This is a genomic window from Amycolatopsis sp. VC5-11, assembly GCF_037034185.1.
Classification (GTDB): Bacteria; Actinomycetota; Actinomycetes; order Mycobacteriales; family Pseudonocardiaceae; genus Amycolatopsis; species Amycolatopsis nivea.
The window spans coordinates 19,986-46,257 of sequence record NZ_JBAGKF010000027.1; the positions used below are offsets into that span (position 1 = coordinate 19,986).

The window sequence follows — 26,272 nt, forward strand, 5'->3', positions numbered from 1 at the left end:
GATGAGCGGCAGCGACCTGTACCGTCCCGCGAACCCGGTCCGGTTCGTCACGGCATCCAGCTTGTTCGACGGCCACGACGCCTCGATCAACATCATGCGCCGGATCCTGCAGTCCCAGGGCGCGGAGGTGGTGCATCTCGGCCACAACCGGTCCGTCGACGAGGTGGCCACGGCCGCGATCGCCGAGGATGTCCAGGGCGTCGCCATCTCCGCCTACCAAGGCGGGCACGTCGAGTACTTCAGCTACCTCGTGGAACTGCTGAACGAGCGCGGCGCGGGGCACATCAAGGTGTTCGGCGGCGGCGGTGGCGTCATCGTGCGCGAGGAGATCGACCTGTTGCATTCGCGCGGCGTGGCGCGGATCTTCTCGCCGGAAGACGGCTACGAGATGGGCCTGCCGGGCATGATCAACTTGATGATCAAGGAGTGCGACAGCGACCTGTCCGCGCAGCCGCCCGCCTCGGTCGACAAGCTGCTGTCCGGCGACGTTCAGGCGCTTGCCCGGGTGATCACCCAGCTGCAGCGCGAAAACCTGCCCGCCGAATGGCTGTCGGCGATCAACGAGGCCGCCGGGAAGAAGCACGTGCCGGTTCTCGGTATCACCGGCACCGGCGGTTCCGGCAAGTCCTCGCTGACCGACGAGCTGATCCGCCGTTTCCGCCTCGACCAGGAAGACAAGCTGCGCATCGCGGTGCTCGCGGTCGACCCGTCGCGGCGCAAGGGCGGCGGCGCGCTGCTCGGCGACCGCATCCGGATGAACTGTCTCGACGGTTCGCCGGTGTACTTCCGTTCGCTCGCCACCCGCACCACCAGCGGCGAGATCCCGACCGGGCTGAGCGAGTCGATCCTCGCCTGCAAGGCGGCCGGATTCGACCTGGTGATCGTGGAGACGCCGGGCATCGGCCAGGGCGACGCGGGCATCGTCGACTACGTGGACGAGTCGCTGTACGTGATGACGCCGGAGTTCGGCGCCGCGTCGCAGCTCGAGAAGATCGACATGCTCGACTTCGCCGACGTGGTCGCGATCAACAAGTTCGAGCGCCGCGGCGCCGAGGACGCGCGTCGCGACGTCGCGCGTCAGCTCGTGCGCAACCGCGAGGCGTTCGGCTCCGCGCCCGAAGAGATGCCGGTGTACGGCACGAGCGCGGCGAAGTTCAACGACGACGGCGTGACCGCGTTGTACCAGCACCTGCGCGACATGCTCGCCGATCGCGGGCTGTCGGTGTCGGCCGGTACGCTGCCGGCGGTTTCGGGCAAGGTCTCGACGGACGCCAGCACGATCATCCCGGGCAACCGGGCGCGCTACCTCGCCGACATTTCCGAGACGGTGCGCGGGTACCACGAGCAGACCGAGAAGCAGGTCGCCGCGGTCCGCAAGCGCGAGCACCTCGCCGCGGCCAAGGCCGCGCTGTCCGAAGTGGACGCGAACACCGACGCGCTGGACGGCCTGCTCGCCGCCGCGGAGTCCGATGTGGCCGGCGAGACCACCAAGCTGCTCGAGCGGTTCCAGGCGCTCGCCGCGGAATACCGCCAGGACGAGCTGGTCGTGAAGATCCGCGACAAGGAACTGCACACCCAGCTGTGGCGGGAAACCCTGTCCGGCAACCGGATCCCGCGCGTCGCGCTGCCGCGCTACACCGAGTCCGGCGAGCTGCTTTCCTTCCTGCGCCGGGAAAACCTGCCCGGCTACTTCCCGTACACCGCGGGCGTGTTCCCGTTCAAGCGCGAGGGCGAGGACCCGGCGCGGATGTTCGCCGGCGAGGGCGACGCGTTCCGCACCAACCGCCGGTTCAAGCTGCTGTCGGCCGATTCCGAGGCCAAGCGGCTGTCCACGGCGTTCGACTCGGTCACCCTCTACGGCCACGACCCGGACACCCGCCCGGACATCTACGGCAAGGTCGGCACCTCCGGCGTCTCCATCGCGACGCTGGACGACATGAAGGCGCTCTACGACGGGTTCGACCTGACCGCGCCGAACACCTCGGTGTCGATGACGATCAACGGCCCCGCGCCGACGATCCTCGCGTTCTTCCTCAACACCGCGATCGACCAGAAGTTCGCCGCGTTCCGCGAGGAGCACGGACGCGAGCCGGCCGCGGACGAGGCGGCGCAGCTGCGCGAATGGGCGTTGCGGAACGTGCGCGGCACCGTGCAGGCGGACATCCTCAAGGAAGACCAGGGCCAGAACACCTGCATCTTCTCCACCGAGTTCAGCCTGCGGATGATGGCCGACATCCAGGAGTGGTTCATCCAGCACGGGGTGCGCAACTTCTACTCGGTGTCGATCTCCGGCTACCACATCGCCGAGGCCGGGGCGAACCCGATCTCGCAGCTGGCCTTCACGCTCGCCAACGGGTTCACCTACGTCGAGTCGTACCTGGCGCGCGGCATGGACATCGACGATTTCGCGCCGAACCTGTCGTTCTTCTTCTCCAACGGGATGGACGCGGAGTACTCGGTGCTCGGCCGGGTCGCGCGGCGGATCTGGGCCGTGGCGATGCGCGAGCGGTACGGCGCGAACGACCGGTCGCAGAAGCTCAAGTACCACGTGCAGACCTCGGGCCGGTCGCTGCACGCGCAGGAGATGAGCTTCAACGACATCCGCACCACGCTGCAGGCGCTGTGCGCGCTGTACGACAACGCGAACTCCTTGCACACCAACGCGTTCGACGAGGCGATCACCACGCCTTCGGAGTCCTCGGTGCGCCGTGCGATGGCCATCCAGATGATCATCAACAAGGAGTGGGGCCTGTCGAAGAACGAGAACCCGCTGCAGGGTTCGTTCGTCATCGACGAGCTGACCGACCTGGTCGAGGAGGCCGTGCTCACCGAGTTCGACCGGATCTCCGAACGCGGCGGCGTGCTCGGCGCGATGGAGACCGGCTACCAGCGCGGCCGGATCCAGGACGAATCGCTGCTGTACGAACGCAAGAAGCACGACGGCTCGCTGCCGATCATCGGCGTCAACACCTTCCGCAACCCGAAGGCGGGGGAGGACGACGTCGAGGTGGAGCTGGCCCGCGCGACCGAGGACGAGAAGCAGTCCCAGCTGCGCAGGCTCGCCGAATTCCAGCAGGGGCACCGCGAGGAGGCCCAGCAGGCGCTCAAGGCGCTGCGCGACGCGGCCACCCGCGGCGGCAACCTGTTCGACGTGCTGATGGATGCCGCGCGGGTGTGCTCGCTCGGTCAGATCACCGAGGCGTTCTTCGAGGTCGGCGGCCAGTACCGGCGCAACGTCTGACCCGTCACGCCCGGTCGGCCGCCAGCCGCCACATCGGGACGAGGACCCGGCCCTGCTCGTCGACGTCCAACGCGTCGAGCGCGGTCGGGTCCGGCTTTTCGTCCTCCGAGACGGCGGCGACCGCGGCGATGAGGCCCTCGCGGCTCATCGCGGTGGTGTAGACGGCTGGTTCGAGAGCGCTGATCGTCCAGCCGTCGCCGACCGTTTCGCGCAGATTCTGCTCGGTGATCCGGTACGGCACCGGGAAGTTCGCCGGCACTGAGTCGGAGAAGCAGAAGATGTTCAGCCGCGCGCCGGGCTTGGTCGCGCGCCCGAGCGCCGCCACGTACGCGTGCCGCTGGTCTTCGTCGAGACAGTGGTAAAGCGCACTGTCGAGGACCGCGTCGAAGCGGCCTTCGTACCCGTCGAGCCGGGTTGCGTCGGCCTGGTCGAAGGTGACCTCCAGGCCGCGCTTCGCGGCGGTTTCGCGGGCCCGTGCGAGCGCGGTCGGCGCGCCGTCGAGACCCGTGACGCGGTGTCCGCGAGACGCGAGGTACAGCGCGTTTTCGCCCAGGCCGCAACCGATGTCGAGCACTTCGCCGCGGAATCCGCCGTCCGCTTCGAGCGCGACCACCGCGGGCTGCGGGCCGGCGATGTCCCACGGGATCTTCTCCCCGATCGGGGTCTTGCCTTGGTACATCTCCTCGAAGTCGACGTCCGTCACGTCCATCCGGAGCCTCCCTATTCAACGGGTGATGATTTAACGCTAGCGGACCGGACCGGTGATCTGTCAACAGCCCGCGGGAATACCTGCCCGATCCGCGGAGTAGAAGGAGGCATGGATTTCGGGATCTCGACGTTCGTGACCGACGAAGGCATCCGGCCCGACGTGCTGGGCGAGGCGGCGGAGGAGCGCGGGTTCGCGTCGCTCTTCCTCGCGGAGCACTCGCACATCCCGGTGAGCCGCGAAACGCCGTACCCCAGCGGGGGCGAGTTGCCGCGCATCTACTACCGCACGCTCGACCCGTTCGTGGCGCTGACCGCGGCCGCGGTGAACACCTCGGAGCTGGTGCTGGGCACCGGCGTCGTGCTGCTGATCCAGCGCGACGTCATCCACACCGCGAAGGAGGCGGCGTCGCTCGACCTGGTGTCGCGCGGACGGTTCGCCTTCGGCGTCGGAGCCGGGTGGAACCGCGAGGAAATGGCCAACCACGGCACCGACCCGAAGACCCGGGGCGCGCTGCTGAACGAGCAGATCGCCGCGCTGAAGGCGATCTGGACCCAGGAGCAGGCGGAGTTCCACGGCAAGCACATCGACTTCGACCCGATCTTCGCGTGGCCGAAGCCGGTGCGGACGCCGCATCCGCCGATCCTGGTCGGCGGCGCGAGCGACGCGGCGCTGAAGCGGCTGATCGAGCACGGCGACGGCTGGATCCCGAACCCCGCGGTGACGCCGGACGACGTGCGCCGCGTGCGGCAGCAGCTCGCCGAGGCGGGCCGCGGGGACATGCCGTCGCAGCTCTTCGGCGGACCGGCCGACGCGGACGCGATCAAGCAGTACGCCGACGCCGGGCTGGACCACTACGGGATCATGCTGCCGACGCTGCCGGAGGCGGAAACGCTGGCGCTGCTGGACGAATACGCCCGTCTCGCCGCTGCTTTCCGCGCCGAGTGACGTGCCGTGAAGGACTCCTCGATCGCCTCGAGGAGTCCTTCACGGACGTTCAGCGGGGGAGCCCGAGCACGCGTTCCGCGGCGGCGGAGAGCAGGACCTGTGTGGTGCCGCCCGCGATGGACAGGCAGCGGGTCAGCAGAAACTCTTGCGCCGCTGGGGTTTCCGCGACCAGCTCCGGCGCGAGTTCGAGGGCGAACTCGGCTGTTTCCTGCCGATGCCGCACCCCGAGCAGCTTCGCCACCGACGATTCCGCCCCTGGCCCGAGCCCGTCCAGCCGCCGCAGCGTCGCCCGCAGGTCGAGCACGGAGCATGCGCTGCCCTGGCCGATCAACGCGCCGAGCCGGTCGCGATCCACGTCCTCGGGCGCGGATTCCAGCAGTGCCTCCACGTTCTCACCCACTGCGGATCCGCGGCCCAGCGCGACGCGTTCGTTCGCCAGCGTCGTGCGCGCGAGCTTCCAGCCCGCGCCGGGTTCGCCGACGACATCGGCGTCCGGAACGAAGACGTCGTCCAGGAAAACCTCGTTGAACACGCTCCGCCCGGTGATCTCGCGCAGCGGTCGCGTGGTGATTCCGTCGGCGCGCATGTTGACGAGGAAGTACGTGATTCCCTTGTGCTTCGGCACATCCGGGTCGGTGCGGGCGAGGCAGATCGCCCAATCCGCTTCGTGCGCCAGCGACGTCCACACCTTCTGCCCGGTCAGCAGCCAGCCGCCGTCGGTCCGGCGCGCCACGGTGCGCAGCGACGCGAGATCCGAGCCGGCGCCCGGTTCACTGAACAGCTGACACCAGGTCACTTCGCCGCGGAGCGTCGGCTTGGCGAAGCGTTCGCGCTGGTCGTCGGTGCCGTGCGCGAGAATCGTTGGCACTGCCCAGCCGCCGATCACCATGTCCGGCCGCCGGATGTCCGCCGCGGTCAAGGCGGCGTCGATCCGCAGCTGCGTCGCCGCGTCCGCACCCATGCCGTACGGCTGGGGCCAGTGCGGGGCCAGCAACCCCGAGTCCGCGAGCGCGGTACGGCGGTTTTCTTCCGGCAGGGCAGCGATTTCCGCGACCAGCCGGGTCACCTCGGCATCCTCGCCGACGTTCACCGCGAGCGTCCGCCGCTTCCCGGCCAACGCGAGGTCCGCGGCTCGCTGCCGCCACTTCCGGGAACCGCCGAGCCACTGCCGCAACGCCAACGCGCGCCGCAGGTACAGGTGCGCCTCGTGCTCCCAGGTGAACCCGATCCCGCCGAGCACCTGGATGCAGTCCTTCGCGTTCTCGACGGCAGCGTCCAACGCCACCGCCGCAGCGCTCGCGACGGCCAGCGGATCGCCGACCGACGAAGCCGCGTCCCACGCCAGTGTCTCGGCCGCTTCGGTGCGGCACAGCATCTCCGCGCAGAGATGTTTCACCGCCTGGAAAGCACCGATCACCTGGCCGAACTGCTCCCGGACTTTGGCGTACTCGACGGCCGTCGTCAGGCACCAGCGCGCCACACCCGCCGCTTCCGCGACCGCGAGCGTCGCCGCGAGCTCGCGGACATCCGGCAGGTCCAGCACCTCGCCCGGCACGTCGGCCCCGACCCGCCCCAGCGGCCGGGAAAAGTCGAAGGGCGCCAACGGTTCCACCGCTGTTCCGGGCGGACTCAAGACGTACCGATCACCGCGCGGCACGAGCAACCACGACTTAGCGTCCGCGCCAGGCACGGTCGCCGACTCTTCCAACTGCACTGCGACCTGCGCGGTCCCCTCGGCGATCTCGGCGGCGAATTCCTTCGAATGCTCCGCGAGCAGCAGTCCCGCCAGCGCGGTGCTCAGCAGCGGCCCCGGCACCAGCGCTTCCGCCGCGGCCGCGAGCCCGGCCGCGAGATCCGCGACTGTCCCGTCCGCACCGTTCACCGACGCTGGCAACGCAACGCCGGTAATGCCGAGCGCGGCGAACCCGTCCGGGAGACTGGCCCCCGTGGTTTCGGCCGCGCGCACAGCGGCGACCGGATCGTGTGCCGCCGCCCAATCCCGCACGGCGGCGGCGAGCGCGGTTTGTTCCTCGGTGAGCGCGACCGGCATCGGTCTCCTCCTCGCGGGGTACAGAGCTACTGGCGAGTGTAGAACGTGTTACAGTTTTTCCGCCAGGCGGTCGAGAGTTGAACCTTTCTCCAGGGCAGGTACGCTTAGCCGGAAACTGGAACGAGTTCCGCAAGACGGCTTGCGTGACGACAGAGGGGATTGCGATGCCGGGGAAGGCGAAGACGCCGGCGGCGAAAACGCGGGCGAACGGCCTCGGCGCGATGGGCGAGGAACTGGGCTCCGCGGCCCAGCGGGACCGCCGCCGCCGCATCATCGACGCGACGCTCTCGCTGGCCTCGAAGGGCGGCTACGACGCGGTGCAAATGCGCGCGGTCGCCGAGAAGGCGGACGTCGCGCTGGGCACGCTCTACCGGTACTTCCCGTCGAAGATTCACCTGCTCGTGTCAGGGTTGGCTCAGCAGTTCGAGGCCGCGCACGAAAAGATTCAACGAAGCGCGATCCCCGGCGAAACCCCCGCCGAACGCCTGATGTTCGTCCTGGGCCGCAACACCCGCCTGATGCAGCGCGATCCGCACCTCACCGAGGCGATGGTGCGCGCGTTCATGTTCGCCGACACGTCCGCGGCCGCCGAGGTCGAACTGGTCGGCAGGCTGATGGAAGACATGTTCGCGAGCGCGATGGGCATCGACGACCCCACCGAAGCGGACCGCGACATCTTCCACGTAGTCGCCGATGTGTGGATGGCGAACCTCGTCGCCTGGGTGACCCGCCGCGCCTCCGCAGCCGATGTGGCCAGCCGCCTGGAGCTCTCCGTCCACCTGCTGCTGGACAAATAGCCGCGGGCGTGAGGGCCACCCTGAGGGAATCAGATTCCGTGAGGGTTCCCCTCACGCCCCTTGGCTGGCCCGCGACGCCCCGTGACGGCGGTGAGGGGCCCCTTCACGGACTTGGATTCCCTCAAGGAGCCCTTCACGGCCCGCTCGCCCCGCTCGCGCCACGCCCGCTTGCCCCGCGCCCGCTTGCCCCGCGCCCACTCGCTTCGCGCCCGCGCACCTCGCGCCTCGCGCCCGCTCGGGATGCCGCCCCAATGCCACATTGGGTGCGTCCCACGCACCGAACGCCACATTGGGTGCATCCCGTGCACCCAATGCCACTTTGGGTGCGTCACGTGCACCCAATGCCACTTTGGGTGCGTCACATGCACCCAATGCCACATTGGGGCGCAAGCCCCCACCTCAAGCAAACCGCCGCCGATGCACTCAACTGTCGGTGCACCCACACCACCCCCGCACCCCGATACGAAGCTCTCCTGCGGTCTGAGGGTGCTTGTCAAGGCATCTTTCCCGCCTTGACAAGCACCCTCAGGCCGTCAGCACAATCAAGCTTCGGGGTGCCCCACGCAATCACCCAAAGCGATGTCGCCGCCAGGCGACGAGAACTGTCAGACCCACGAGCTACCGTGCCCCAGTGGAGTTCGACCAGACCACCCAAGCCACCTACCTCCCCTCGGATCCCCCGCGAGAGGGAATCCTGGCGCTGTGGGGCGACGAGATCGAGGGAGACACCCCGATCCAGCTAGTCCTGCCCGGCGGCGGAAAATTCTCCCGCACCGAGGTCATGGCGAGACTCGTCCCACTGGAGAAAGCGATCCCGCGCCTCCTCGTGGTACCGGACGAAACCAGCCCCGCCCTGTCAGCCTGGTCGGCAGTAGTCAACGCCGGAGTGAACCTGGTAGCGCGCGGCCGCCTGCGTCCAGCGTCGACCCCGAGCGGCCTGGGCACCTGGCGAGTAGGCCCCCTCGACGCATCCGACGAAGAACTCCTCCGCGGACTAGCCGCCGCATTGCCGCCCGAAGCACACGCCCTCCCCCTATCCGGCGTGAAAAGAATCCGCCTGCACTCACCGGAATCACTGGTCCGCGCGGTATGGGACGCGGCAGCGGACGTACTCGTGCGGAGCCCGGCCGCAGCGATCGGCTCCGGCGGCGCAGCATTCGCGGAATCACAGCCCACCCTGCTGGACCCAGACGGCGCGGCCTGGCTCACCGAACTGGAAGCCCGCAGCCCAGACGGCGCACAACTGCTGCTGCGGATCGAAGCGACCGACGAGGAATTCGCCGGAGTCCTAGCCGTCCGCTCGACCCTGGAACCGAGCCTGGTCGTCGAAGCGGCCACCCTCTGGGACGCGCCCGAAGCGGTCCTGCACCGGCTGGGCGACCAGGTCGAAACACAGCTCCTGCTGGGCCTGAGGCGAGGCGCCCGAGCCTGGCCGCCGCTGGGCCGGATCCTGTCCGAACCGGCACCGACCACGCTCCCGCTCACCGACGACGAGGTAGTCGACCTGCTCGGCACCGGCGCACGCGACCTGGGCGGCGCGGGCATCGAAGTCCTGTGGCCCAAGGATCTTTTCGCCGGTGAGGTACGGGCGAAGGCGAGCGTCACGCAGGCTCCGGCGAGCGAATCCGGTCCGGCGTTCCCGCTCAACGGCCTGCTGGAGTTCCGCTGGCGGCTCAGTCTCGGCGGCAGCGAGCTCACCGACGAGGAGGTCGCGGCGCTCGCCGAAGCCAAACGTCCGCTGGTCCGGTTGCGCGGGCAGTGGGTGAAGCTCGATCCCGCCTTGCTGGCGCGGATGCGGGCCCGGCGCTCGCGGCTCACCGGTGCGGAAGCGCTGGCCGCGGCGCTCACCGGCGAGCTGGAGGTCGACGGCGAACGCGTCGAGTTCGCCCCGCAACCAGCGTTGTCCGGGCTCGCCGAACGGTTGCGGGAAAGGGAACCCGCGCCGGTCGAGGAACCGGCTGGGCTCACCGCCACGCTGCGGCCGTATCAACGGGCTGGGCTCGGCTGGCTCATCGCGATGACCGAACTCGGCCTGGGTGCCTGCCTCGCGGACGATATGGGTCTGGGCAAGACAATCCAGCTCATCGCCCTGCACCTGCACCGCCGCGCGCAGGCGGCGGGTCCGACGCTCGTGCTGTGCCCGACGTCGTTGCTGGGCAACTGGGAACGCGAGTTCGGCAAGTTCGCGCCGGACGTGCCGGTGCGCCGATTCCACGGCGGCGGACGGCATCTCGACGACCTGGCCCCGGACGAGGTCGTGCTCGCCACGTACGGGGTGCTGCGCCGCGACCGGGAGCTGCTGTCCGAAGTGGACTGGGGCATGGTCGCCGCCGACGAGGCGCAACACGTCAAGAATCCGTTGTCCGCCACGGCGAAAGAGCTGCGGCAGGTACCGGCGGCGGCCCGCGTCGCGCTCACCGGCACTCCGGTGGAGAACCGGCTCACCGAACTGTGGTCGCTGCTCGACTGGACCACGCCGGGGCTGCTCGGTCCGCTGGAGAAGTTCCGCCGCACCGTGGCGCGGCCGATCGAACGGGACCGGGACGAGACGGTCACCGGAAGGCTCGCCGCGACGGTCCGTCCGTTTCTGTTGCGCCGCCGCAAAACCGACCCGGACATCGCGCCGGAACTGCCGCGGAAAACCGAGACCGACCGGTACGTCCCGCTCACCGCCGAGCAGACCACGCTGTACGAGGCGGTGGTGCGGGAGAACCTCGCGCAGATCCGGGAAGCACAAGGGGTTCAGCGGCGCGGCCAGGTGCTGAAGCTGCTCACCGAACTCAAGCAGATCTGCAACCACCCGGCGCACTACCTCAAGGAAAGCAGCGGCGCGCTGAGCGGACGGTCGGGCAAGCTCGCCGCGTTCGAGGAACTGCTGGACGTCATCCTCGACGAGGGCGAGAGCGTGCTGGTGTTCAGCCAGTACGTGCGGCTGTGCCGGTTGCTGGAGCGGCGGCTCGCCGAACGCGGGCTGCCCACCGCGCTGCTGTCCGGCGAGGTCGGGCCGAAGCAGCGCGACGAGATGGTGGCCGCGTTCCAGTCCGGCGAGGTGCCGGTGTTCCTGTTGTCGCTCAAGGCGGGCGGCGTCGGGCTCAACCTCACCCAGGCCACGCACGTGATCCACTACGACCGCTGGTGGAACCCGGCGGTGGAGGACCAGGCCACCGACCGCGCGTACCGGATCGGGCAGGACCGGCCGGTGCAGGTGCACCGGCTGATCGCCGAGGGCACGCTGGAGGAACGCGTCGCCGCGGTGCTGGAAACCAAGCGCGGGCTGGCCGACGCGGTCGTCGGGGCGGGGGAGGACTGGATCACCGAACTGTCCGACGACCAGCTCGCCGACCTGGTCCGGCTCGGGAGCGGCTGATGCCGCCGCGGCGGACGTTCGGCCACCGGTGGTGGGGCCGGGCGTGGGTGGAGGCGCTGGAGCAGCGCGCCAAACTCGATCCGAACCGGCTGCCGCGCGGGCGGACGTACGCGCGTAAGGGCGTCGTGGACCAGCTGGCGATCAGCGCGGGCGAGATCACCGCGTGGGTGCGGGGAAGCCGCCCGGATCCGTACCGGGTCGCGATCCGGATGCGCGAGTTCAGCGCGTCGGAATGGGACAAGCTGCTCGACGTCGCCGGTCGCCGCCTCGGGCACGCCGCGGCCCTGCTCGACGGCGAACTGCCCGAGGAACTGGCCGTCCAGTCGCGGGAGGCCGGGGCCGACCTGCTGCCCGGACCAGGCGATCTGCGGCCGCGCTGTTCCTGTCCGGACAGCGCGAATCCGTGCAAACACGTGGCGGCGGTGTACTACCTGGTCGCCGACGAGGTGGACGCCGATCCGTTCGTGCTGTTCACCCTGCGCGGCCGGGGCCGGGACGAGGTTTTGGCTCAACTGCGCGAATTGCGGACCCCCAGTGCCGCTCGCCCGGCTCGCGCGCCGGAGGTCGGGCTGACGCCGAAAAAGGCGTACGCACGGCGGATCGCGCCGCTGCCGCCGTTGCCCGCGATTCCCGGCGAACCCGGTCCGCCCGCCGTGCTCGACCTCGACCCGCCCGCGCGCTCCGGCCTGACGTCCGCCGGCCTCGCCGCCCTGGCCGCCGACGCCGCGTCGCTCGCGCTAGACCTGCTGCACGCCCGGGATGCCTTGGCGGACTTGACTTTCGCCGAGGACCTGGCGCGTCGAGCCGCCCGGCCGGGCGCGGACGTGTTCGGACTGGCCGCTGCCGCCGAGGTCGCGCCGTCGGAGCTGATCGTGTCGGCGCAGGCATGGCGAGAAGCGGGCCGGAGCGGACTGGCGGCACTGCGGGACGTGTGGAGTCCCGGCCCCGGACCGTTGGCGGCGGCTCGGGCGGAACTCGCGGAGTTGGCGGGGGAGGCGAAGGTATGGCGCAACCGGGTGACGGCCGGACCGGTGCAGCTGCGATACGGACGGGACAGCCGGTGGTACCGATTCGTGCGCGTCGCGGGGCAGTGGTGGCCGGACGGACCTCCGGCCGAGCAGCCGGTCGATCTCGCTTACCCCGCGGAGAGCTGAATCGCTTACGGAGAGTAAAACGAGACGGTACGTCTCGTTTCGTGCTAGCGTCGGCGGCATGACGAGAACATGGGTGATCACCGGGGCGAGCCGCGGCCTGGGGCAGGCGCTGGCTTTGGCCGCGGCGGAGGCGGGCGACCGAGTGCTGGCGACCGTCCGCACGCCGGGCAGCGCGCCGGAACACCGGAACGTCGTGGAGCACGTGCTCGACGTACGGGACCGGGCCGCCGCGCGGGAAACCGTGCAGCGGGCCGTGGCCGAGTTCGGCCGGCTGGACGTCGTGGTGAACAACGCCGGGTACGGACTGGTCGGCATGGCTGAGGAGGTAAGCGAGGAGGAAGCGCGGAACATTCTGGAGACGAACCTGCTGGGCGCGTTGTGGCTGACCCAAGCCGCGCTGCCGGTGTTGCGCGAGCAGAAATCGGGGCACGTCGTGCAGATCTCTTCGGTCGGCGGTGCCGGTTCGGTGCCGGGATTCGGGCTGTACAACGCGAGCAAATGGGGCCTGGAGGGGATGAGCGAGGCGATCGCGCAGGAGGTCGCGGAGTTCGGCGTGCGCGTGAGCATTGTCGAACCGGGCGGGATGGACACCGAATGGGCGACCGGCAGCATGCGGTTCACCGCCCCGAACCCGGCGTACGACGGGTTGCGCGAGCGGATGTTCGGCACGACGACCGTCCCGTGGGCGACCGCCGGCACCGGCGGCGGCACTCCGCCCGCCGAGATCGCCGCGGAGATCCTGCAGCACGTCAACGACCCCGCCGACCAGCGCCTGCGCGTCCTGACCGGTGCCGATGCCCCCGGAATGGTCGCGGCAGCACTGTCCGGACGGCTGACGGATTACCGTCAGGACAAGCGTTTCTCCGACGCGGAGATCTGAGATGGCACGCGCCAGCACCCGAGCCCGAGTGCACGCCGCGGTGCTCTCCCTCGCCGCCGAATCCGGTTTCGGCGGCCTGACCATGGAGGGCATCGCGGCCCGCGCCGGTGCCGGGAAGCAAACGCTGTACCGCACATGGTCCTCGCCCGCCGCGGTGCTGCTTGACGCGCTGCTGGAGCAAAGCCTCGACGCTTCCGGCGAAGTCGCCATCCCGAACACCGGCGATCTTCGAGCGGATCTGGAAACCCTGGTCCGCGGCATGATCGCCGAACTGACTGATCCGGCGACCGACCGCCTGCTCCGCGCGGTGACCGCCGAACTGCAAACCGATCCGGCCATCGGCGCCGAAGTCCTGGACCGCCTGCTGGGCCCGCAACTGCGCGCGATCGCCGACCGCCTGGCCCGCGCCGAAGTCGCATGCCCGGAAGACGGCGCGGAACTGCTGCTGGGCCCGGTTTTCCACCGCTGGCTCCTGCGCACCCGGCCGTTCACGGAGGACTGGCCCGCCGCCCACGTGGAAAGGGTGCTGCGCGCGGTGTCGCCGGGCGGCTAGTTTCGCGTCGGGCACTGCGTACTGCTGAGTGCTGACCGCGCGGTGCCACGGAACAAGGCTGATTCTCCGCAGCAGAACCAGCCCGGAGACGATTCGCGCGCCGCTTGGCGACCTCGCTGGCGCCCCTGCGCGGAGATTCAGCCGGGAGCTCGATCCGAACCGCGCGCAGGCCAGGTCAGCTACCGGCTGACTCGGTCCCCCGAAGCTCCACGCAACACCCGCCGTCGCGCGGCGCGACCCGGGCTGTCGTCACCCCGGGGACCTGGAGTCCTTCCACGACGCCGCTCAAGAACCGGTCCGTCATCCCGCACACCAGGTCCGGTGCGCGGCCGGCCAGCGGCTGGAACGGGCAGTTGCGCAGGCGCAGGCACACCGGCGTCTCGCGGTTCGGCTCGAAACCATGCCGGGCCAAAACCGTGCTCGTCAGGGTCAGTCCGCGTTCCGTGCCCAGCCGACCTGGGCGGGAGCGTTCGCGTTCGGCGGCTCCGGCGGCGGCGCCGTGCCGTCCGGCCTCGCGCAGGGCGGCGTCCCTGGCCGGTTCGCCGGGGGCCGCCGACGCGACCGCGTCCACCAGGATCGCGGCCAGGACGTCCGGCTGCCGGGGCGGGATGGAGATCGCGAAGTCGGTCGCGGCGGGTTCGTAGACCTTCGGGGCGCGGCCCACCTTGCGGACGCCGCCGACGGTCTCGTAGCGGGCGCGCAGGAGGCCGGCCGCCACGAGTTTGTCCAGGTGGAACGCGGCCAGCTTGCGCGAGATGCCGACCGCCGCGGCCGCCTCCTCGCGCGTCACCGGGCGGCCGGCGTCGCGGATGAAGGCGTACATCCCCCGGCGCAGGTCCTCGTCCAGCGCCGCTACCGCGCGGATGGTCGCCAGGTCACTCGTCACACACCCACGATAACGCCCAGCGAGGTTCCCGGAAGCCTCCACCTGGCTTGTTCACCTGGTCACATTGACTCCGCCGGGCAATAAGACAAAGATTTATCGGCGAAACCCTGTCCTGTCGCCGCCTGAAGCCCGAGGATCGCCCATGCAGTCGTCCGGAACCGCCCTCCGCGTCGTCCACGAGCCCGTCCCCGGCTTCGACCTGGCCGCGGCCGAAAACGCGGCGGGGGACTTCCTGCGCGCGCTCGGCATCAGCCTCGACTCGGAGAGCCTGCGCGGCACCCCCGGCCGGATGGCCCGCGCGTACGCCGAGCTGTTCACGCCGCGCGCGTTCGACCTCACCACGTTCCCCAACGACGAGGGCTACGACGAACTGGTGCTGGCCCGCGACATCCCGGTCCGGTCGGTCTGCGAACACCACCTGCTGCCGTTCATCGGGGTCGCGCACGTCGGCTACCTGCCGGGCGAGCGGATCCTCGGACTGTCGAAGCTGGCGCGGGTTGTCGAGCATTTCGCGTGCCGCCCGCAAGTGCAGGAACGGCTGACGAAGCAAATCGCGGGCTGGCTCGGCGACCAGTTGTCCCCGAAGGGCGTCGGCGTGGTGATCGAGGCCGAACACACGTGCATGACCCTGCGCGGCGTGCAGGCGACCGGCTCGTCCACGGTGACGTCCACTTTGATGGGCACGCTGCGTGAGGACGCCCGGTCGCGTCAGGAGTTTTTCTCGTTGACCGGGGTCAACGCCTGAGCGTGGGCCCAGTCGAGGAAGTGTTCGACGCCGCGCACCACGTGGGCGCTGCGGATTGAGGGGAACACGTCGAACGCGTGCTGCGCCTCCGCGACGGGGTCGTCGACGCGGATGGGCACGCTGCGTGAGGACGCTCGCTCGCGTCAGGAGTTTTTCTCGTTGACCGGGGTCAACGCCTGAGCGTGGGCCCAGTCGAGGAAGTGTTCGACCCCGCGCACCACGTGGGCGCTGCGGATTGACGGGAACACGTCGAACGCGTGCTGCGCCCCCGCGAGTTCCGCGTACGCCACCGGGTGGGCGGATTTAGCGCGCAACCGGGCGACGAACTCCCGCGCCTCCGCGACCGGGACGAGTGAATCGTGCTTGCCGTGGATCACGAAGAACGGCGGTGCGTCCTCGGCGATCCGGTCCATCGGGGACGCGGCGAGGTAGTCGTCCAGCCGGTGCTCCGGCGCGAACACCCGGCGCGCCATCAGGCTTTCCAGGCGGTACCGGCTTTCCTCCTCGCCGGTCGACGCGGCGATGTCGTACACGCCGTAGTGCGGCACGCAGGCCTGCACGCTCGTGTCCGCCTCCTCGAACCCGGGCTGCAGCGCCGGGTCGTTCTGGGTCAGCGCGAGCAGCGCGGCCAGGTGCCCGCCCGCCGAACCGCCGGTCACCGCGACGAAGCGCGGGTCGCCGCCGTACTCGGCGATGTGCTCGCGGATCCAGGCGAGCGCTTGCTTGGCCGCCACGATGTGCGCCGGCCAGCGCGAGGCGGGGGAGAGCGGGTAGTTGATCGCGACGCAGACCCAGCCGCGGCGGGCGAGGTGGCGCATCAGCGGCAGGCCCTGCTGTTCCTTGTTGCCGATGGTCCACGCGCCGCCGTGGATCTGCAGCAGCACCGGGGCGTCGCGGACGGTTTCGCGCGGACGGTAGACGTCCAGGAGGAACCGTTTGCCGCCAGGGGCGTACGCGACGTTCCGGTCGCGCACGACGTCCGGCTCGTGCATCCGGAACGGCATCAGCAGGCGTCCCCACGGCGTCGAGAAGTCCGAAGGGTTCTCCAGGCTGTCCCGGTAGTCCTCGCCGAGCGCTTCGACGAGCGCGGCCTCGACCTCGAGGCGCGCTTTCAGCGAGGTCCCGATAAGCGACGCGAAACCGGCCGCGGACAGCCCGGCCAGCGCCAGCCCGATCCGGTCGCTCGGGCGGCGCACCCCGTGGCGCGCGACGTGCTGCACGGTGTCGGCCGCGGTGAGCGCGAGCAGGTGCGGCGCGAGTTCGCCGGTGAGCCAGCCGGCGAAGAACACCGGGATCGAGGTCGGTCGCGGTTTCGGCGGCCGCAAGGCGAGTGCGGCGAGACCGAGCTGCGCCGCCCGGCGGGTCACGAAGTCCGGTTTCACCTGCCCGATGCTACCTCCGCCGAGCGCCGTCGCCAGGGTTCTGCCTTACGCTGGAAGACATGCAGCGACTGAGCGGGCTGGACGCGAGCTTCCTCTACCTGGAGACGCCCTCGCAGGTCCTGCACGTCTGCGGCCTGCTCACCCTCGACGGTTCGACCATGCCCGGCGGCTACGCGTTCCCCGAGTTCAAGCGCCGCCTCGCCGAACGCGTCGCGGTGATCCCGGCGTTCCGCCGCAAACTCCACAATCCGCTCTGGAACCTGAACCATCCGGTGTGGGTCGAGGACGAGGATTTCGACCTCGACAACCACGTGCACCGCATCGGCCTGCCCGCGCCGGGCGACGACCGCGAGCTCGCCGAGATGTGCGCGCACATCGCCGGGCAGCGGCTCGACCGCGCGCATCCGCTGTGGCAGTGCTACGTGATCGAGGGCCTGTCGGACGGACGGCTGGCGGTGCTGCTGAAAATGCACCACGCGAGCGTCGACGGCGTCGGCGGGGCCAGCCTGATCGGCTACCTCGCCGGTCTCGAACCCGACGCGCCGCTGCCGGAACTGCCCGACGGCGAGCGCGACAACGACGGTCTCCCCACCCGGTTGCGGCTGCTGCGCGAGAGCGCCGATTCGCTGCTGCACCGGCCGTTCGAGATCGCCCGGCTGCTGCCCGAGCTGCTGGGCCTGGTGCCGAAGTGGGCGATGAAAACTGTGCGCGGCAAGGGAATGCCGGTGCCCTTCACCGCGCCGCGGACCTCGCTGAACGGCACCATCACCGGCCACCGTTCGGTCGCGTTCGCGCAGCTGGACCTCGACGCGGTGAAGCAGGTGAAGGACGCTTTCGGCGTCACCGTGAACGACGTGGTGCTGGCGCTGGTTTCCGGTGCCCTGCGGCAATTCCTGCTCGGCCGCGGCGAACTGCCGGGCGACCCGCTGGTGGCGACGGTTCCGGTGTCGGTGCACGAACGCACGGAACGCGATCGCGGCAGCAACCGGGTTTCGGCCTTTTTCGCTTCGCTGCCCACGCATTTGCCCGACCCGGCGGCGCGGGTGTTCTTCCTGGCCGAGGCGAACCGGCGGGCGAAGGACCACCATTACGACATCGACGCCGACATGCTCGCCGACTGGGCCCAATTCTCCCCGGCGACGGTCTTCGGGCTCGGCGTGCGCGCGTATTCGGCGCTGCGGCTGGCCGAACGGCATCCGGTGGTGCACAACCTGATCATCTCGAATGTTCCCGGGCCGCCGATGCCGCTGTATCTGCTGGGCGCGCGGATCACCGGGCTGTATCCGCTGGGTCCTGTGTTCCACGGGGCGGGGCTCAACATCACGGTGCTGTCGAACGACGGCAAGGTGGGCGTCGGGTTGTTGGGGGCCAAGGAATTGGTGAAGGATCTGTGGCCGCTGGCGGACGCGTTGCCGGAGGCGATGGACGAGCTGAGCAAGGCCGCGCCGGTCTGATCGAGGACGCGCGGAATGCCGACGCTTTCGCACGACGGTGTCCGCCGTCGTTCAGAGTCCACTGTGGACACCTGGGACCGCAGTTCCGCGGGTAGGCGATGAGTGCACAGTGCACTGCGCCCAGCGGAAGCCGGTGCGCAGTGTCGTTTTCGCCGCGCCCGGGGCTGCCGACAATGAGGCGCGAGGCAACCGCCCACGCCTTGGCTCGGAGCACGAAGCGGCACGGACCCCCAGAAGGAAATCGGGACAGCATGAAGACCGACGGCACGAAATACAGCAACTTCAGCGGCTGGATCGACCGGCCGGACGACGTGCGGCCCGCGCTGGACGGTGATCTCACCTGCGACATCGCGGTCATCGGCGGCGGCATGGGCGGCATGGCGGCCGCGCTGCGCCTCGCGGAGCGCGACCAGGACGTGGTCCTGCTGGAGGCCGAGTTCTGCGGCTACGGCTCGGCCTCGCGCAACGGCGGTCAGATCGCCGGTGCTCCGGGCGGCGACCTGCGGATGCTCAGCGTCCAGTCCCCGAAGAAGATGCCGGTCATGGTCAAGCTGGCGGAGCACGCGGGCCACTACGTGGAAGACCTCATCAAGACGCACGCCATCGACTGCGACTACGTGCCGAACGGCCTGGTGTGGGGTGCGGTCTCGCCCCTCATGATGCTCCGGGTGCGCACTCAGGCGGCGGTCCTGCGCGCCTTCGGCGGGCAGGGGACCGTCGGCAGCCGGGAGGAACTCGGCCTCCCCGCCGGCTTCGTGGGCGGGATGCGGGAATCCATCGGCGGGATGCTGAACCCGGGCAAGCTCGCCCGCGGGGTGCGCCGCGCGCTGCTCGCCTCGTCGGCCAAGGTCTTCGAGCAGTCGCGGGTGAGCGACGTCCGGCGGACCGGCCGCGTTGTCGAGATCACGACACCGCACGGCACCGTGCGGGCCGACAAGGTGGTGCTCGCGACCAGCGTCTACGGCGGCGAGTGGGACATCACGCCCAAGCACCTCGCGACCCCGCTGTACGTCATCGAGACCGAGTCGGAACCCATCGCGCCGGAGCGGCTCGCCGAGCTGGACTGGACGAGCCGATCCGGCATCATCACCCAGCACCAGCTGATGACCCACTACCGGCTCACCGAGCGCAACACCATCGTCTGCGGGGTCCGCCAAGCGCAGCGAGGCCAGACCTACCCGCTCCCCGACCGGGTCCCGGACCCGCGCGTCGTGCAGGACATGGGGAAGGATCTGGCGCGCCGGTTCCCGTCGCTGTCCGACGTGGCCATCGAGCGGGCCTGGGGCGGGTGGATCGGCATCAGCCCGGACTGGCTGGCGGTCGCCGGGCAGGTGGGTGACAACGTCTTCTACTCGATGGCCTGCAACGGCCACGGCCTCTGTCAGGTGCCGTACGTGGCCCACCAGCTCGCCGACTACATCGTCGACGGCGAGATGTCGGACGACCTCGCCGGCATCTGGTCGGACGCCGCGAAGTATTCGCCGTCGATGGCGCTGCTGATGCAGCCGTTCGTCCTCCGGGCCATCTGGGGACTCGACCGGCTCAACGACTTCTTCAACGGCAGCAAGACACTGGCCCGGCGGACGCGAGCGCGCCGTCGCGGCAGGCGCGGGAACTCCTAGGCCGAGTCCGCGATCTCCGCCGCCCGTTCCTGTCCGCCGATCGCCGCCTGCACCGAGGTGCACGCCGCCATCAACGCCGCCACGAACTGGTCCGCCGCGAACACGCACGCGGTATGCCCCGCCGGGATCTCGTACGTCGCCGCCCCGGGAATCCTGCGCGCCAGGCTCCGCTGATGCGCGGGCGCGATGAACCCGTCCCGCGAGGTCACCACGACCGCCGTCGGCAGGGTCAGGGTGTGCAGCCACGGCGTCGAGTCGAAGCGGCCGATCTCGTCCAGCGCGACCGCGATCGCCCACGGGCTCGTCGAGCGGAATTCCTCCAGCGCCCACCGGTGGTCCTCCAGCCGGGCGAGGCGTTCGCGGCGGGGTTCGCCGGGGACCAGGCCGATGCGGGCCTGGTCGCGCAGCAAATGCAGGGTGCGGCCGAACAGGTCGAGCGCCACGCGTTGCCGGACGCCGCGGCGGAAGTTGCTCGCCGTCGAGCACAGGACCAGGCCGGTGACGCGGTCGGGATAGCGGTGGGCGGTCAGCTGGCCGACCATGCCGCCCATCGAGTAGCCCGCGACCATGAACTCGTCGATGCCCAGCGCGTCCGCGACCGCGACCACGTCGTCCGCGCAGTCCTCGAGGCTGAAGTCGTGCGAGCGGATGCCCTGGCCGTGCCAGCGCTGGTCGAACACCACCACCCGGTGGTTCGCCGACAGCCGCTTCAGCACGGGGTACCAGGTGAGCAGCCCGGTGCAGGCGACCGAGTGCAGCAGGAGCACCGCAGGCGCGTGCCGGGGGCCGACGTCGACCACGACGGTTTGGCCTCGGCCCGGCAGGGACAGCGGCTTCGGGTCGGGCACGCCCGCGGTGGGCGGGATGGTCGCGAGTTTCCGCGTTGCTTGCCAGCCGACGTCGCCCAGCGCTGATTTGAGAACTTGTTCCGCACCCACGTCGGCGTGCCGCCCCTCTCCGCTTCGCGGTCGATCCACCGCTCGGGCCCCGGTCCCGGGGGTTGCCGAGCCAGCCCATTCCGGCTAAAAATAGAACGTGTTCCACCTAGGTGGAGGGAGACCGGAGTGGACTTCACCCCCGACGATACGCAGAGCGAGATCACCTCGCTCGCCGCGCAAGTGCTCGGGAAGGCCGACGAGCCCGCGGACCAGTGGCGAGCGCTGGCCGACGCGGGCCTGCTCGCGCTGCCCCTGCCCGCCGACCTCGGGGGTGACGGGCTCGGCGTCGACCACGTGGCCCCCGTGCTCACCGAGGTGGGCCGGGCCGCGGCGGCGGTGCCCGCGTACGCCGTGCTGGCGCTCGGGATCCTGCCGGTCGAGGCGCTCGGCACCCCGGCGCAGCGCGCTGAGTTCCTGCCGCCCGCGGCGGCGGGGGAGACCATTCTCACTGCTGCCTTGCACGAGCCGTCCGCACCGCTGACCTCCATCCCCGGGACCAGCGGTGCGGCGGCGGACGGCGCATGGGCGGTGACCGGCGTCAAAACGCATGTGCCGTACGCCGCGGAAGCAGAGCGGATTCTCACGCCGATCGCGTTGCCGGGAGGCACCGGCGTCGCGCTGGTGGATCCGCGCGCCGACGGGGTCGAAGTCCTGCCTGCGTACAACGCGACTGGCACGCCGGAGTACACCGTTCGGTTCGACGGCGCGCGGGTGAGCGAAGCGGATTTCTTGCGTGACCGCACGGCAGGGCATGCGTTGCAGACGCTGCACCGCTTCGCGTTGGCGGGAGCGCTCGCGCTCGGCGACGGACTGCTTGCCGGAGCGCTGGCGTTAACTGCCCAGCACGTCGGCGAGCGCACGCAATTCGGCCGTCCACTGGCGACTTTCCAAGCGGTGGCACAGCAAATCGCGGACGTCTACGTCGCTTCCCGCACCGTGCATCTGGCCGCGGTGTCGGCGGTGTGGCGGCTGGCGGCCGGATTGGACGCGGACACCGAGCTGGACATCGCGGCGTACTGGCTGACCGAGGAAGCGCCGTCCGCACTGGCGATCTGTCATCACTTGCACGGCGGCGTCGGCGTCGACCGCACTTATCCGCTGCATCGGTATTCGTCGGCGGTGAAGGACCTCGGCCGCGCGGTCGGGGGAGCGGCGCACCGGCTCGGCCGGCTGGGCGAACGAGTGGCGGGATGAGCATGCACATCGAACTCACGGCCGCGCAACAAGAACTGCGGGCGCAGCTGCGCGAGTACTTCGCGGGCCTGCTGACCGCCGACGAGCGCCGCGCGTTGCTGCGGGAGCGGCACGGGCAGGTGTACCGCGACGTCGTGCGCCGGATGGGCCGCGACGGGAAGCTCGGCGTCGGCTGGCCCAAGGAGTACGGCGGCGGCGGTTTCGGCGAGATCGAGCAGCACATCTTCGTCGACGAAGCAGCCCGCGCGGACGTCCAGTTGCCGTCGGTGACGCTGCAGACGGTCGGGCCGACGCTGCAGGCGTTCGGCACCGAGGAGCAGAAAGCCTTGTTCCTGCCGAAAATCCTGGCCGGGGAAGTGCATTTCGCCATCGGGTACACCGAACCGGAAGCCGGGACGGACCTCGCCTCGCTGCGCACGCGCGCGGTCCGCGACGGCGACGATTACGTGATCAACGGCCAGAAAATCTTCACCACCGGCGGCCACGACGCGGACTACGTCTGGCTCGCCGTGCGCACGGATCCGGAAGCGCCGAAGCACAAGGGCATCTCGATCCTCATCGTGGACACCCGCGATCCCGGCTATTCGTGGACGCCGATCATCACCTGCGACGGCGCGCACCACGTCAACGCGACGTTCTACGAGGACGTCCGGGTGCCGGCGAACATGCTGGTGGGAGAGGAAAACCGCGGCTGGCGGCTGATCACCACGCAGCTCAACCACGAGCGCGTGATGCTCGGCCCGGCCGGGCGCATCGGCGGCCTGCACGACCGGGTGTGGGCGTGGGCGGCGGCGCGCCGGACCCCGGACGGCGCGGCGTTGCTCGACCTTCCGGACGTGCGCGCGGTGCTGGCCGAGACGTTCGCGGTCGCGCGGGTCAACGAACTGCTGAACTGGCAGGTCGCGGCGGCAGCGGCGCACGGGTCGGTCGAGATCGCCGACGCTTCGGCGACGAAGGTGTTCGCCTCCGAGCGAATCCAGCGGATCGGGAGACTCCTGGAGGAACTGGTCGGGCGGCACGGCGATCTCGCCGACCCGGACACCGCGGAACTCGCCGAATGGCTCGACGTGCTGGCGAAACGGAACCTGGTGCTGACGTTCGGCGGAGGCGTCAGCGAGATCCAGCGCGAACTGATCGCCTCCGCCGGACTGAAACTGCCGAGGGTGCCGCGATGACGATCGAGGAAGCCGCCGCGAAAATCGCCGCACAGGGCGAAAGCGCGCCGAGGTACGCGCGCGATCCGGTGAACCAGGCGATGGTGCACAACTGGGTCGAGGCGATCGGCGACGCCAACCCGGTCTACACCGACGCGGACTTCGCCGAAACTAGTGTCCACAAGGGACTCGTCGCGCCGCCGGCGATGGCGCAGGTGTGGACGATGCCGGGGCTGCACGGCGTGCGCGGGGACGACGACCCGCTTGGGTTGATCCTCAAGGTGCTCGACGACGCCGGGTACACGTCCATCGTGGCCACCAACTCCGAGCAGACCTACCACCGCTACCTGCGGCCCGGCGAGCACGTTTCGACCACGAACACGCTGGAGGACGTCACCGGCCCGAAGCGCACCGGGCTCGGCGAGGGCTGGTTCGTGACCACCCGGACGAACTGGTACGTCGACGGGGAACTGGTGGCGGACATGGTGTTCCGCGTGCTGAAGTTCCGCCCGCGCGAACCGGAACCGCCGCCGTCGCCGGTGCTGCGGCCGGTGATCAGCCACGACACGAAGTTCTTCTGGGACGGTCTCCGTGAAGGCGAACTGCGCATCCAGCGGTGGGGCGACGTCCTGCGGCATCCGCCCGGCCCGATGCCGCCGGACGGATCGCTCGACACGGTGCCGGACTACGTCGTCGCGAGCGGACGCGGAACCGTTTACAGCTTCGTCGTGCACCACCATCCGGCGGTGCCGGGCAAGCGGCTGCCGTTCGTGGTCGCGCTCGTCGAACTGGAGGAAGGCGTGCGGGTGATGGCCGAACTGCTGGACGCCGATCCGGACGAGGTCCGCATCGGACTCCCGGTCGTCGCCGCGTTCGTGCGCGTCGACGACGAATTGACCCTGCCCGCGTGGAAGGTGGCGCGATGACTGCCGCGGTCGGGACCGAACTGCCGCCGATGGTGCTCGAGGCGACGCCGACGTTCGTGATCAGCACCGCGCTCGCGACCCGGGATTTCCAGGACGTGCACCACGACCGCGACGCCGCCGTGGCACGCGGCTCGAAGGACATTTTCCTCAACATCCTCACCGACACCGGCTTGGTGCAGCGATACGTGAGCGAGTGGGCCGGTCCGCAGGCGCTCATCCGCTCGATCAAGATCCGGCTCGGCGTGCCCTGTTACGCCGGGGACACGCTCACTTTCTCCGGCCGGGTCACCGCCCGCGACGGCAACGAGGTGGAACTCGAAGTGTCCGCTGTGGACAGTTTAGGTGCGCACGTGACCGGCACGGTTTCGCTGACGCTGCCGGAGGAGGACGCATGACGTTCACCGGGACCACCGCCATCGCCGGGATCGGCGCGACGGAGTTCTCCAAGGATTCCGGACGCAGCGAGCTGCGGCTGGCCGCCGAATGCGTCAGCCACGCGCTGGCGGACGCCGGGCTGAAACCGTCCGATGTGGACGGCATGGTGTCGTTCACCATGGACGGCAATGCGGAAATCGCGCTCGCCCGCGAACTGGGCATCCCGGAGCTGACGTTCTTCAGCCGCGTGCATTACGGCGGCGGCGCGGCGGCGGCGACCGTGCAGCAGGCGGCGATGGCGGTCGCCAGCGGGATCGCCGACGTCGTGGTGGCGTACCGGGCGTTCAACGAGCGCTCCGGAATGCGGTTCGGGCGCGTGTCGGCGGCCGCGGCCCAGCAGGTGAACACGTCCGGGGTGGACAACGCGTTCCACTATCCGATGGGCATCGCGACCCCGGCCGCGACGGTGGCCATGGTCGCGCAGCGGTATCTGCACGAATACGGGGCCACCAGCGAGGATTTCGGCAAGATCGCGGTCATCGACCGGGCGCACGCGGCCACCAACCCGAACGCCTGGTTCCACGGCAGGCCGATCACGCTGGAGGAGCACCAGGCGTCGCGCTGGGTCGCGGAACCGTTGCACCTGCTCGATTGCTGCCAGGAAAGCGACGGTGGCGTCGCGCTCGTGATCACCAGTCTCGAGCGTGCGCGTGACCTGCGGCAGGCACCGGTGGTGGTTTCGGCGGCGGCGCAGGGGAGCGGGCCGGACCAGTACGTGATGACCAGCTACTACCGTGACGATCTCGCCGCGCTGCCGGAAATGGGCGTGGTCGGACGGCAGCTGTGGGCGCAATCCGGGATCGGACCGTCCGATGTGGACGTCGCGGTGCTGTACGACCATTTCACCCCGTACGTGCTGATGCAGCTTGAGGAGCTGGGGTTCTGCGGTCGCGGCGAGGCGAAGGACTTCATCGCGGGCGACACGCTGACCCTCGACGGGAAACTGCCGCTCAACCCGCACGGCGGCCAGCTCGGCGAGGCGTACATCCACGGCATGAACGGCATCGCGGAGGCGGTCCGGCAGTTGCGCGGAACGGCGGCCAACCAGGTCTCCGGCGCCGGTACGGCGGTGGTCACGGCGGGGACTGGCGTCCCGACGAGCGGGCTGGTGTTGACAACCCCCTGACCTGGGCTTGCCGGTGCGCGCATAACCCTTGTGGGTCAACGCGGATCACCTCATTGCTGGCTGGTGCCTCCCTCTCGCGCGTGTCACGGTAGTGAGGACCGTGTGACGCAGCGTGTCCGAAGAGTGAGGTGCCGAGGTGACTGTGCCGCTGGCGTGGCTGTTCACCGTGCTGTTCGCGTTGCTGGCACTGCCGTGCGTGCTGCGGCTGGTGAGACTCGATTACGTCAGCCTCGGCCACCGGGTGCGCAACGGGGACCTCGCCGAACTGCTGCTGGTGGTGGCGATGGTCGCGATGCTGTCGCCGGTCGGCGGCCCGATCCCGGCCGCGGGCTGGCAGGCGGTGCTGGTGCTGACCGCGGGCTGGTTCGCCGTCTCCGCCTGGCGAGGCAGGGCTGAGGGGCACGGCTGCGCGCACCACGCATTGTCGGCGGCGGCGATGCTGTACATGGTCACGGCGATGCCGCACGGCGGGATGGTGCACGGGCCGTGGCTCACGATGTCCACAATGGACACCAGCCTGGCATGGCCGGTGGTCGCGCTGGTGGCTGCGGTCTACTTCGCGCTCGACGCGGCGCGCTCGGGCGTGGTGGCGCTGCGGTCGCGCGGCACGGCGGCGCCGGGGCACGCGTCGCGCACGCTGTGCCGGGCGGCGATGGGCGCGGGCATGGGCGTCATGCTGCTCGCTGGCGTCTGACTCAGCCCGGCCCTGCGACG

22 protein-coding genes are annotated in these 26,272 nt (G+C 70.2%); 16 read left to right on the forward strand and 6 right to left on the reverse strand.

Annotation, left to right across the window (positions count from 1 at the left end):
• The first annotated feature begins 1 nt into the window (after position 1).
• On the forward strand, positions 2-3,241 hold the full coding sequence (gene icmF / locus WA670_RS41910; protein ID WP_336161691.1) for a fused isobutyryl-CoA mutase/GTPase IcmF: 3,240 nt from the start codon (positions 2-4) through the stop codon (positions 3,239-3,241).
• Positions 3,242-3,245: 4 nt separating this feature from the next.
• Here the strand turns inward: icmF and WA670_RS41915 are convergent, their stop codons facing one another.
• Complete coding sequence (locus tag WA670_RS41915) at positions 3,246-3,950, reverse strand: class I SAM-dependent methyltransferase (protein ID WP_134668222.1); 705 nt, start codon at positions 3,948-3,950, stop codon at positions 3,246-3,248.
• Between the two features lie 108 nt (positions 3,951-4,058).
• Here WA670_RS41915 and WA670_RS41920 point away from each other — a divergent pair, with 108 nt between their 5' ends.
• Entirely contained in the window at positions 4,059-4,895 is an 837-nt protein-coding gene (locus WA670_RS41920; protein WP_336161694.1) for an LLM class F420-dependent oxidoreductase, read from the forward strand.
• A 49-nt stretch (positions 4,896-4,944) separates the two neighbouring features.
• Here WA670_RS41920 and WA670_RS41925 read toward each other — a convergent pair whose 3' ends face one another.
• A complete protein-coding gene (locus WA670_RS41925; RefSeq protein WP_336161696.1) occupies positions 4,945-6,945 on the reverse strand; it encodes an acyl-CoA dehydrogenase family protein in 2,001 nt (666 codons plus the stop codon).
• Between the two features lie 164 nt (positions 6,946-7,109).
• Between WA670_RS41925 and kstR the strand changes: the two genes are divergently transcribed.
• The 5 genes from kstR to WA670_RS41950 all read left to right on the forward strand — a co-directional run bounded on the left by kstR (position 7,110) and on the right by WA670_RS41950 (position 13,696).
• Positions 7,110-7,742 carry a cholesterol catabolism transcriptional regulator KstR gene (kstR, locus tag WA670_RS41930; protein ID WP_037809922.1) on the forward strand — a complete coding sequence of 211 codons (633 nt, stop codon included), beginning with the start codon at positions 7,110-7,112 and terminating at the stop codon, positions 7,740-7,742.
• 631 nt (positions 7,743-8,373) lie between these two features.
• On the forward strand, positions 8,374-11,109 hold the full coding sequence (locus WA670_RS41935; RefSeq protein WP_336161699.1) for a DEAD/DEAH box helicase: 2,736 nt from the start codon (positions 8,374-8,376) through the stop codon (positions 11,107-11,109).
• Entirely contained in the window at positions 11,109-12,263 is a 1,155-nt protein-coding gene (locus WA670_RS41940) for an SWIM zinc finger family protein (protein WP_037809925.1), read from the forward strand. Before WA670_RS41935 ends, WA670_RS41940 begins: the two co-directional genes overlap by 1 nt.
• Positions 12,264-12,321: 58 nt before the next feature.
• Positions 12,322-13,143 (forward strand): SDR family NAD(P)-dependent oxidoreductase, encoded by an 822-nt coding sequence (locus WA670_RS41945; RefSeq protein ID WP_037809927.1) that lies wholly within the window; start codon positions 12,322-12,324, stop codon positions 13,141-13,143.
• A gap of 1 nt (position 13,144) precedes the next feature.
• Positions 13,145-13,696 carry a TetR/AcrR family transcriptional regulator gene (locus tag WA670_RS41950; RefSeq protein WP_134668216.1) on the forward strand — a complete coding sequence of 184 codons (552 nt, stop codon included), beginning with the start codon at positions 13,145-13,147 and terminating at the stop codon, positions 13,694-13,696.
• 175 nt (positions 13,697-13,871) lie between these two features.
• Here WA670_RS41950 and WA670_RS41955 read toward each other — a convergent pair whose 3' ends face one another.
• A complete protein-coding gene (locus tag WA670_RS41955; protein ID WP_037809931.1) occupies positions 13,872-14,582 on the reverse strand; it encodes a helix-turn-helix transcriptional regulator in 711 nt (236 codons plus the stop codon).
• Between the two features lie 142 nt (positions 14,583-14,724).
• Here WA670_RS41955 and folE point away from each other — a divergent pair, with 142 nt between their 5' ends.
• Positions 14,725-15,327 carry a GTP cyclohydrolase I FolE gene (folE, locus tag WA670_RS41960; protein ID WP_037809932.1) on the forward strand — a complete coding sequence of 201 codons (603 nt, stop codon included), beginning with the start codon at positions 14,725-14,727 and terminating at the stop codon, positions 15,325-15,327.
• Here the strand turns inward: folE and WA670_RS41965 are convergent.
• Both WA670_RS41965 and WA670_RS41970 read right to left on the reverse strand, forming a co-directional pair.
• Positions 15,291-15,446, reverse strand: a complete 156-nt coding sequence (locus WA670_RS41965; protein ID WP_158714424.1) for a hypothetical protein — start codon at positions 15,444-15,446, stop codon at positions 15,291-15,293. The genes folE and WA670_RS41965 overlap by 37 nt on opposite strands.
• A gap of 24 nt (positions 15,447-15,470) precedes the next feature.
• Positions 15,471-16,709 carry an alpha/beta hydrolase gene (locus WA670_RS41970; RefSeq protein ID WP_037809933.1) on the reverse strand — a complete coding sequence of 413 codons (1,239 nt, stop codon included), beginning with the start codon at positions 16,707-16,709 and terminating at the stop codon, positions 15,471-15,473.
• Positions 16,710-16,768: 59 nt separating this feature from the next.
• On the opposite strand from WA670_RS41970, the gene WA670_RS41975 reads away from it, so the two are divergent.
• Positions 16,769-18,163: a WS/DGAT/MGAT family O-acyltransferase gene (locus WA670_RS41975; RefSeq protein ID WP_336161705.1), complete on the forward strand. Its 1,395-nt coding sequence runs from the start codon at positions 16,769-16,771 to the stop codon at positions 18,161-18,163.
• 251 nt (positions 18,164-18,414) lie between these two features.
• Positions 18,415-19,785, forward strand: coding sequence for an NAD(P)/FAD-dependent oxidoreductase (locus WA670_RS41980; RefSeq protein ID WP_037809936.1), 1,371 nt, complete (start codon positions 18,415-18,417; stop codon positions 19,783-19,785).
• On the opposite strand, the gene WA670_RS41985 is transcribed toward WA670_RS41980, so the two are convergent.
• A complete protein-coding gene (locus WA670_RS41985) occupies positions 19,782-20,723 on the reverse strand; it encodes an alpha/beta fold hydrolase (protein WP_051171806.1) in 942 nt (313 codons plus the stop codon). The genes WA670_RS41980 and WA670_RS41985 overlap by 4 nt on opposite strands.
• Positions 20,724-20,849: 126 nt before the next feature.
• Here WA670_RS41985 and WA670_RS41990 point away from each other — a divergent pair, with 126 nt between their 5' ends.
• The 6 genes from WA670_RS41990 to WA670_RS42015 all read left to right on the forward strand — a co-directional run bounded on the left by WA670_RS41990 (position 20,850) and on the right by WA670_RS42015 (position 26,252).
• Complete coding sequence (locus WA670_RS41990) at positions 20,850-21,917, forward strand: acyl-CoA dehydrogenase family protein (protein WP_037809937.1); 1,068 nt, start codon at positions 20,850-20,852, stop codon at positions 21,915-21,917.
• 2 nt (positions 21,918-21,919) lie between these two features.
• Entirely contained in the window at positions 21,920-23,092 is a 1,173-nt protein-coding gene (locus WA670_RS41995) for an acyl-CoA dehydrogenase family protein (RefSeq protein ID WP_037809939.1), read from the forward strand.
• The gene (locus WA670_RS42000; protein WP_037809941.1) at positions 23,089-23,997 is read left to right on the forward strand and encodes a bifunctional MaoC family dehydratase N-terminal/OB-fold nucleic acid binding domain-containing protein; all 909 of its coding nucleotides are present in this window, start codon (positions 23,089-23,091) and stop codon (positions 23,995-23,997) included. Before WA670_RS41995 ends, WA670_RS42000 begins: the two co-directional genes overlap by 4 nt.
• Positions 23,994-24,392: a MaoC family dehydratase gene (locus WA670_RS42005; RefSeq protein ID WP_037809943.1), complete on the forward strand. Its 399-nt coding sequence runs from the start codon at positions 23,994-23,996 to the stop codon at positions 24,390-24,392. The genes WA670_RS42000 and WA670_RS42005 overlap by 4 nt, the downstream gene beginning before the upstream one ends.
• Positions 24,389-25,558 (forward strand): lipid-transfer protein, encoded by a 1,170-nt coding sequence (locus tag WA670_RS42010; RefSeq protein ID WP_037809945.1) that lies wholly within the window; start codon positions 24,389-24,391, stop codon positions 25,556-25,558. The genes WA670_RS42005 and WA670_RS42010 overlap by 4 nt, the downstream gene beginning before the upstream one ends.
• Before the next feature lie 136 nt (positions 25,559-25,694).
• Positions 25,695-26,252 carry a DUF5134 domain-containing protein gene (locus tag WA670_RS42015; RefSeq protein WP_336161711.1) on the forward strand — a complete coding sequence of 186 codons (558 nt, stop codon included), beginning with the start codon at positions 25,695-25,697 and terminating at the stop codon, positions 26,250-26,252.
• The last annotated feature ends 20 nt before the right edge of the window (positions 26,253-26,272 follow it).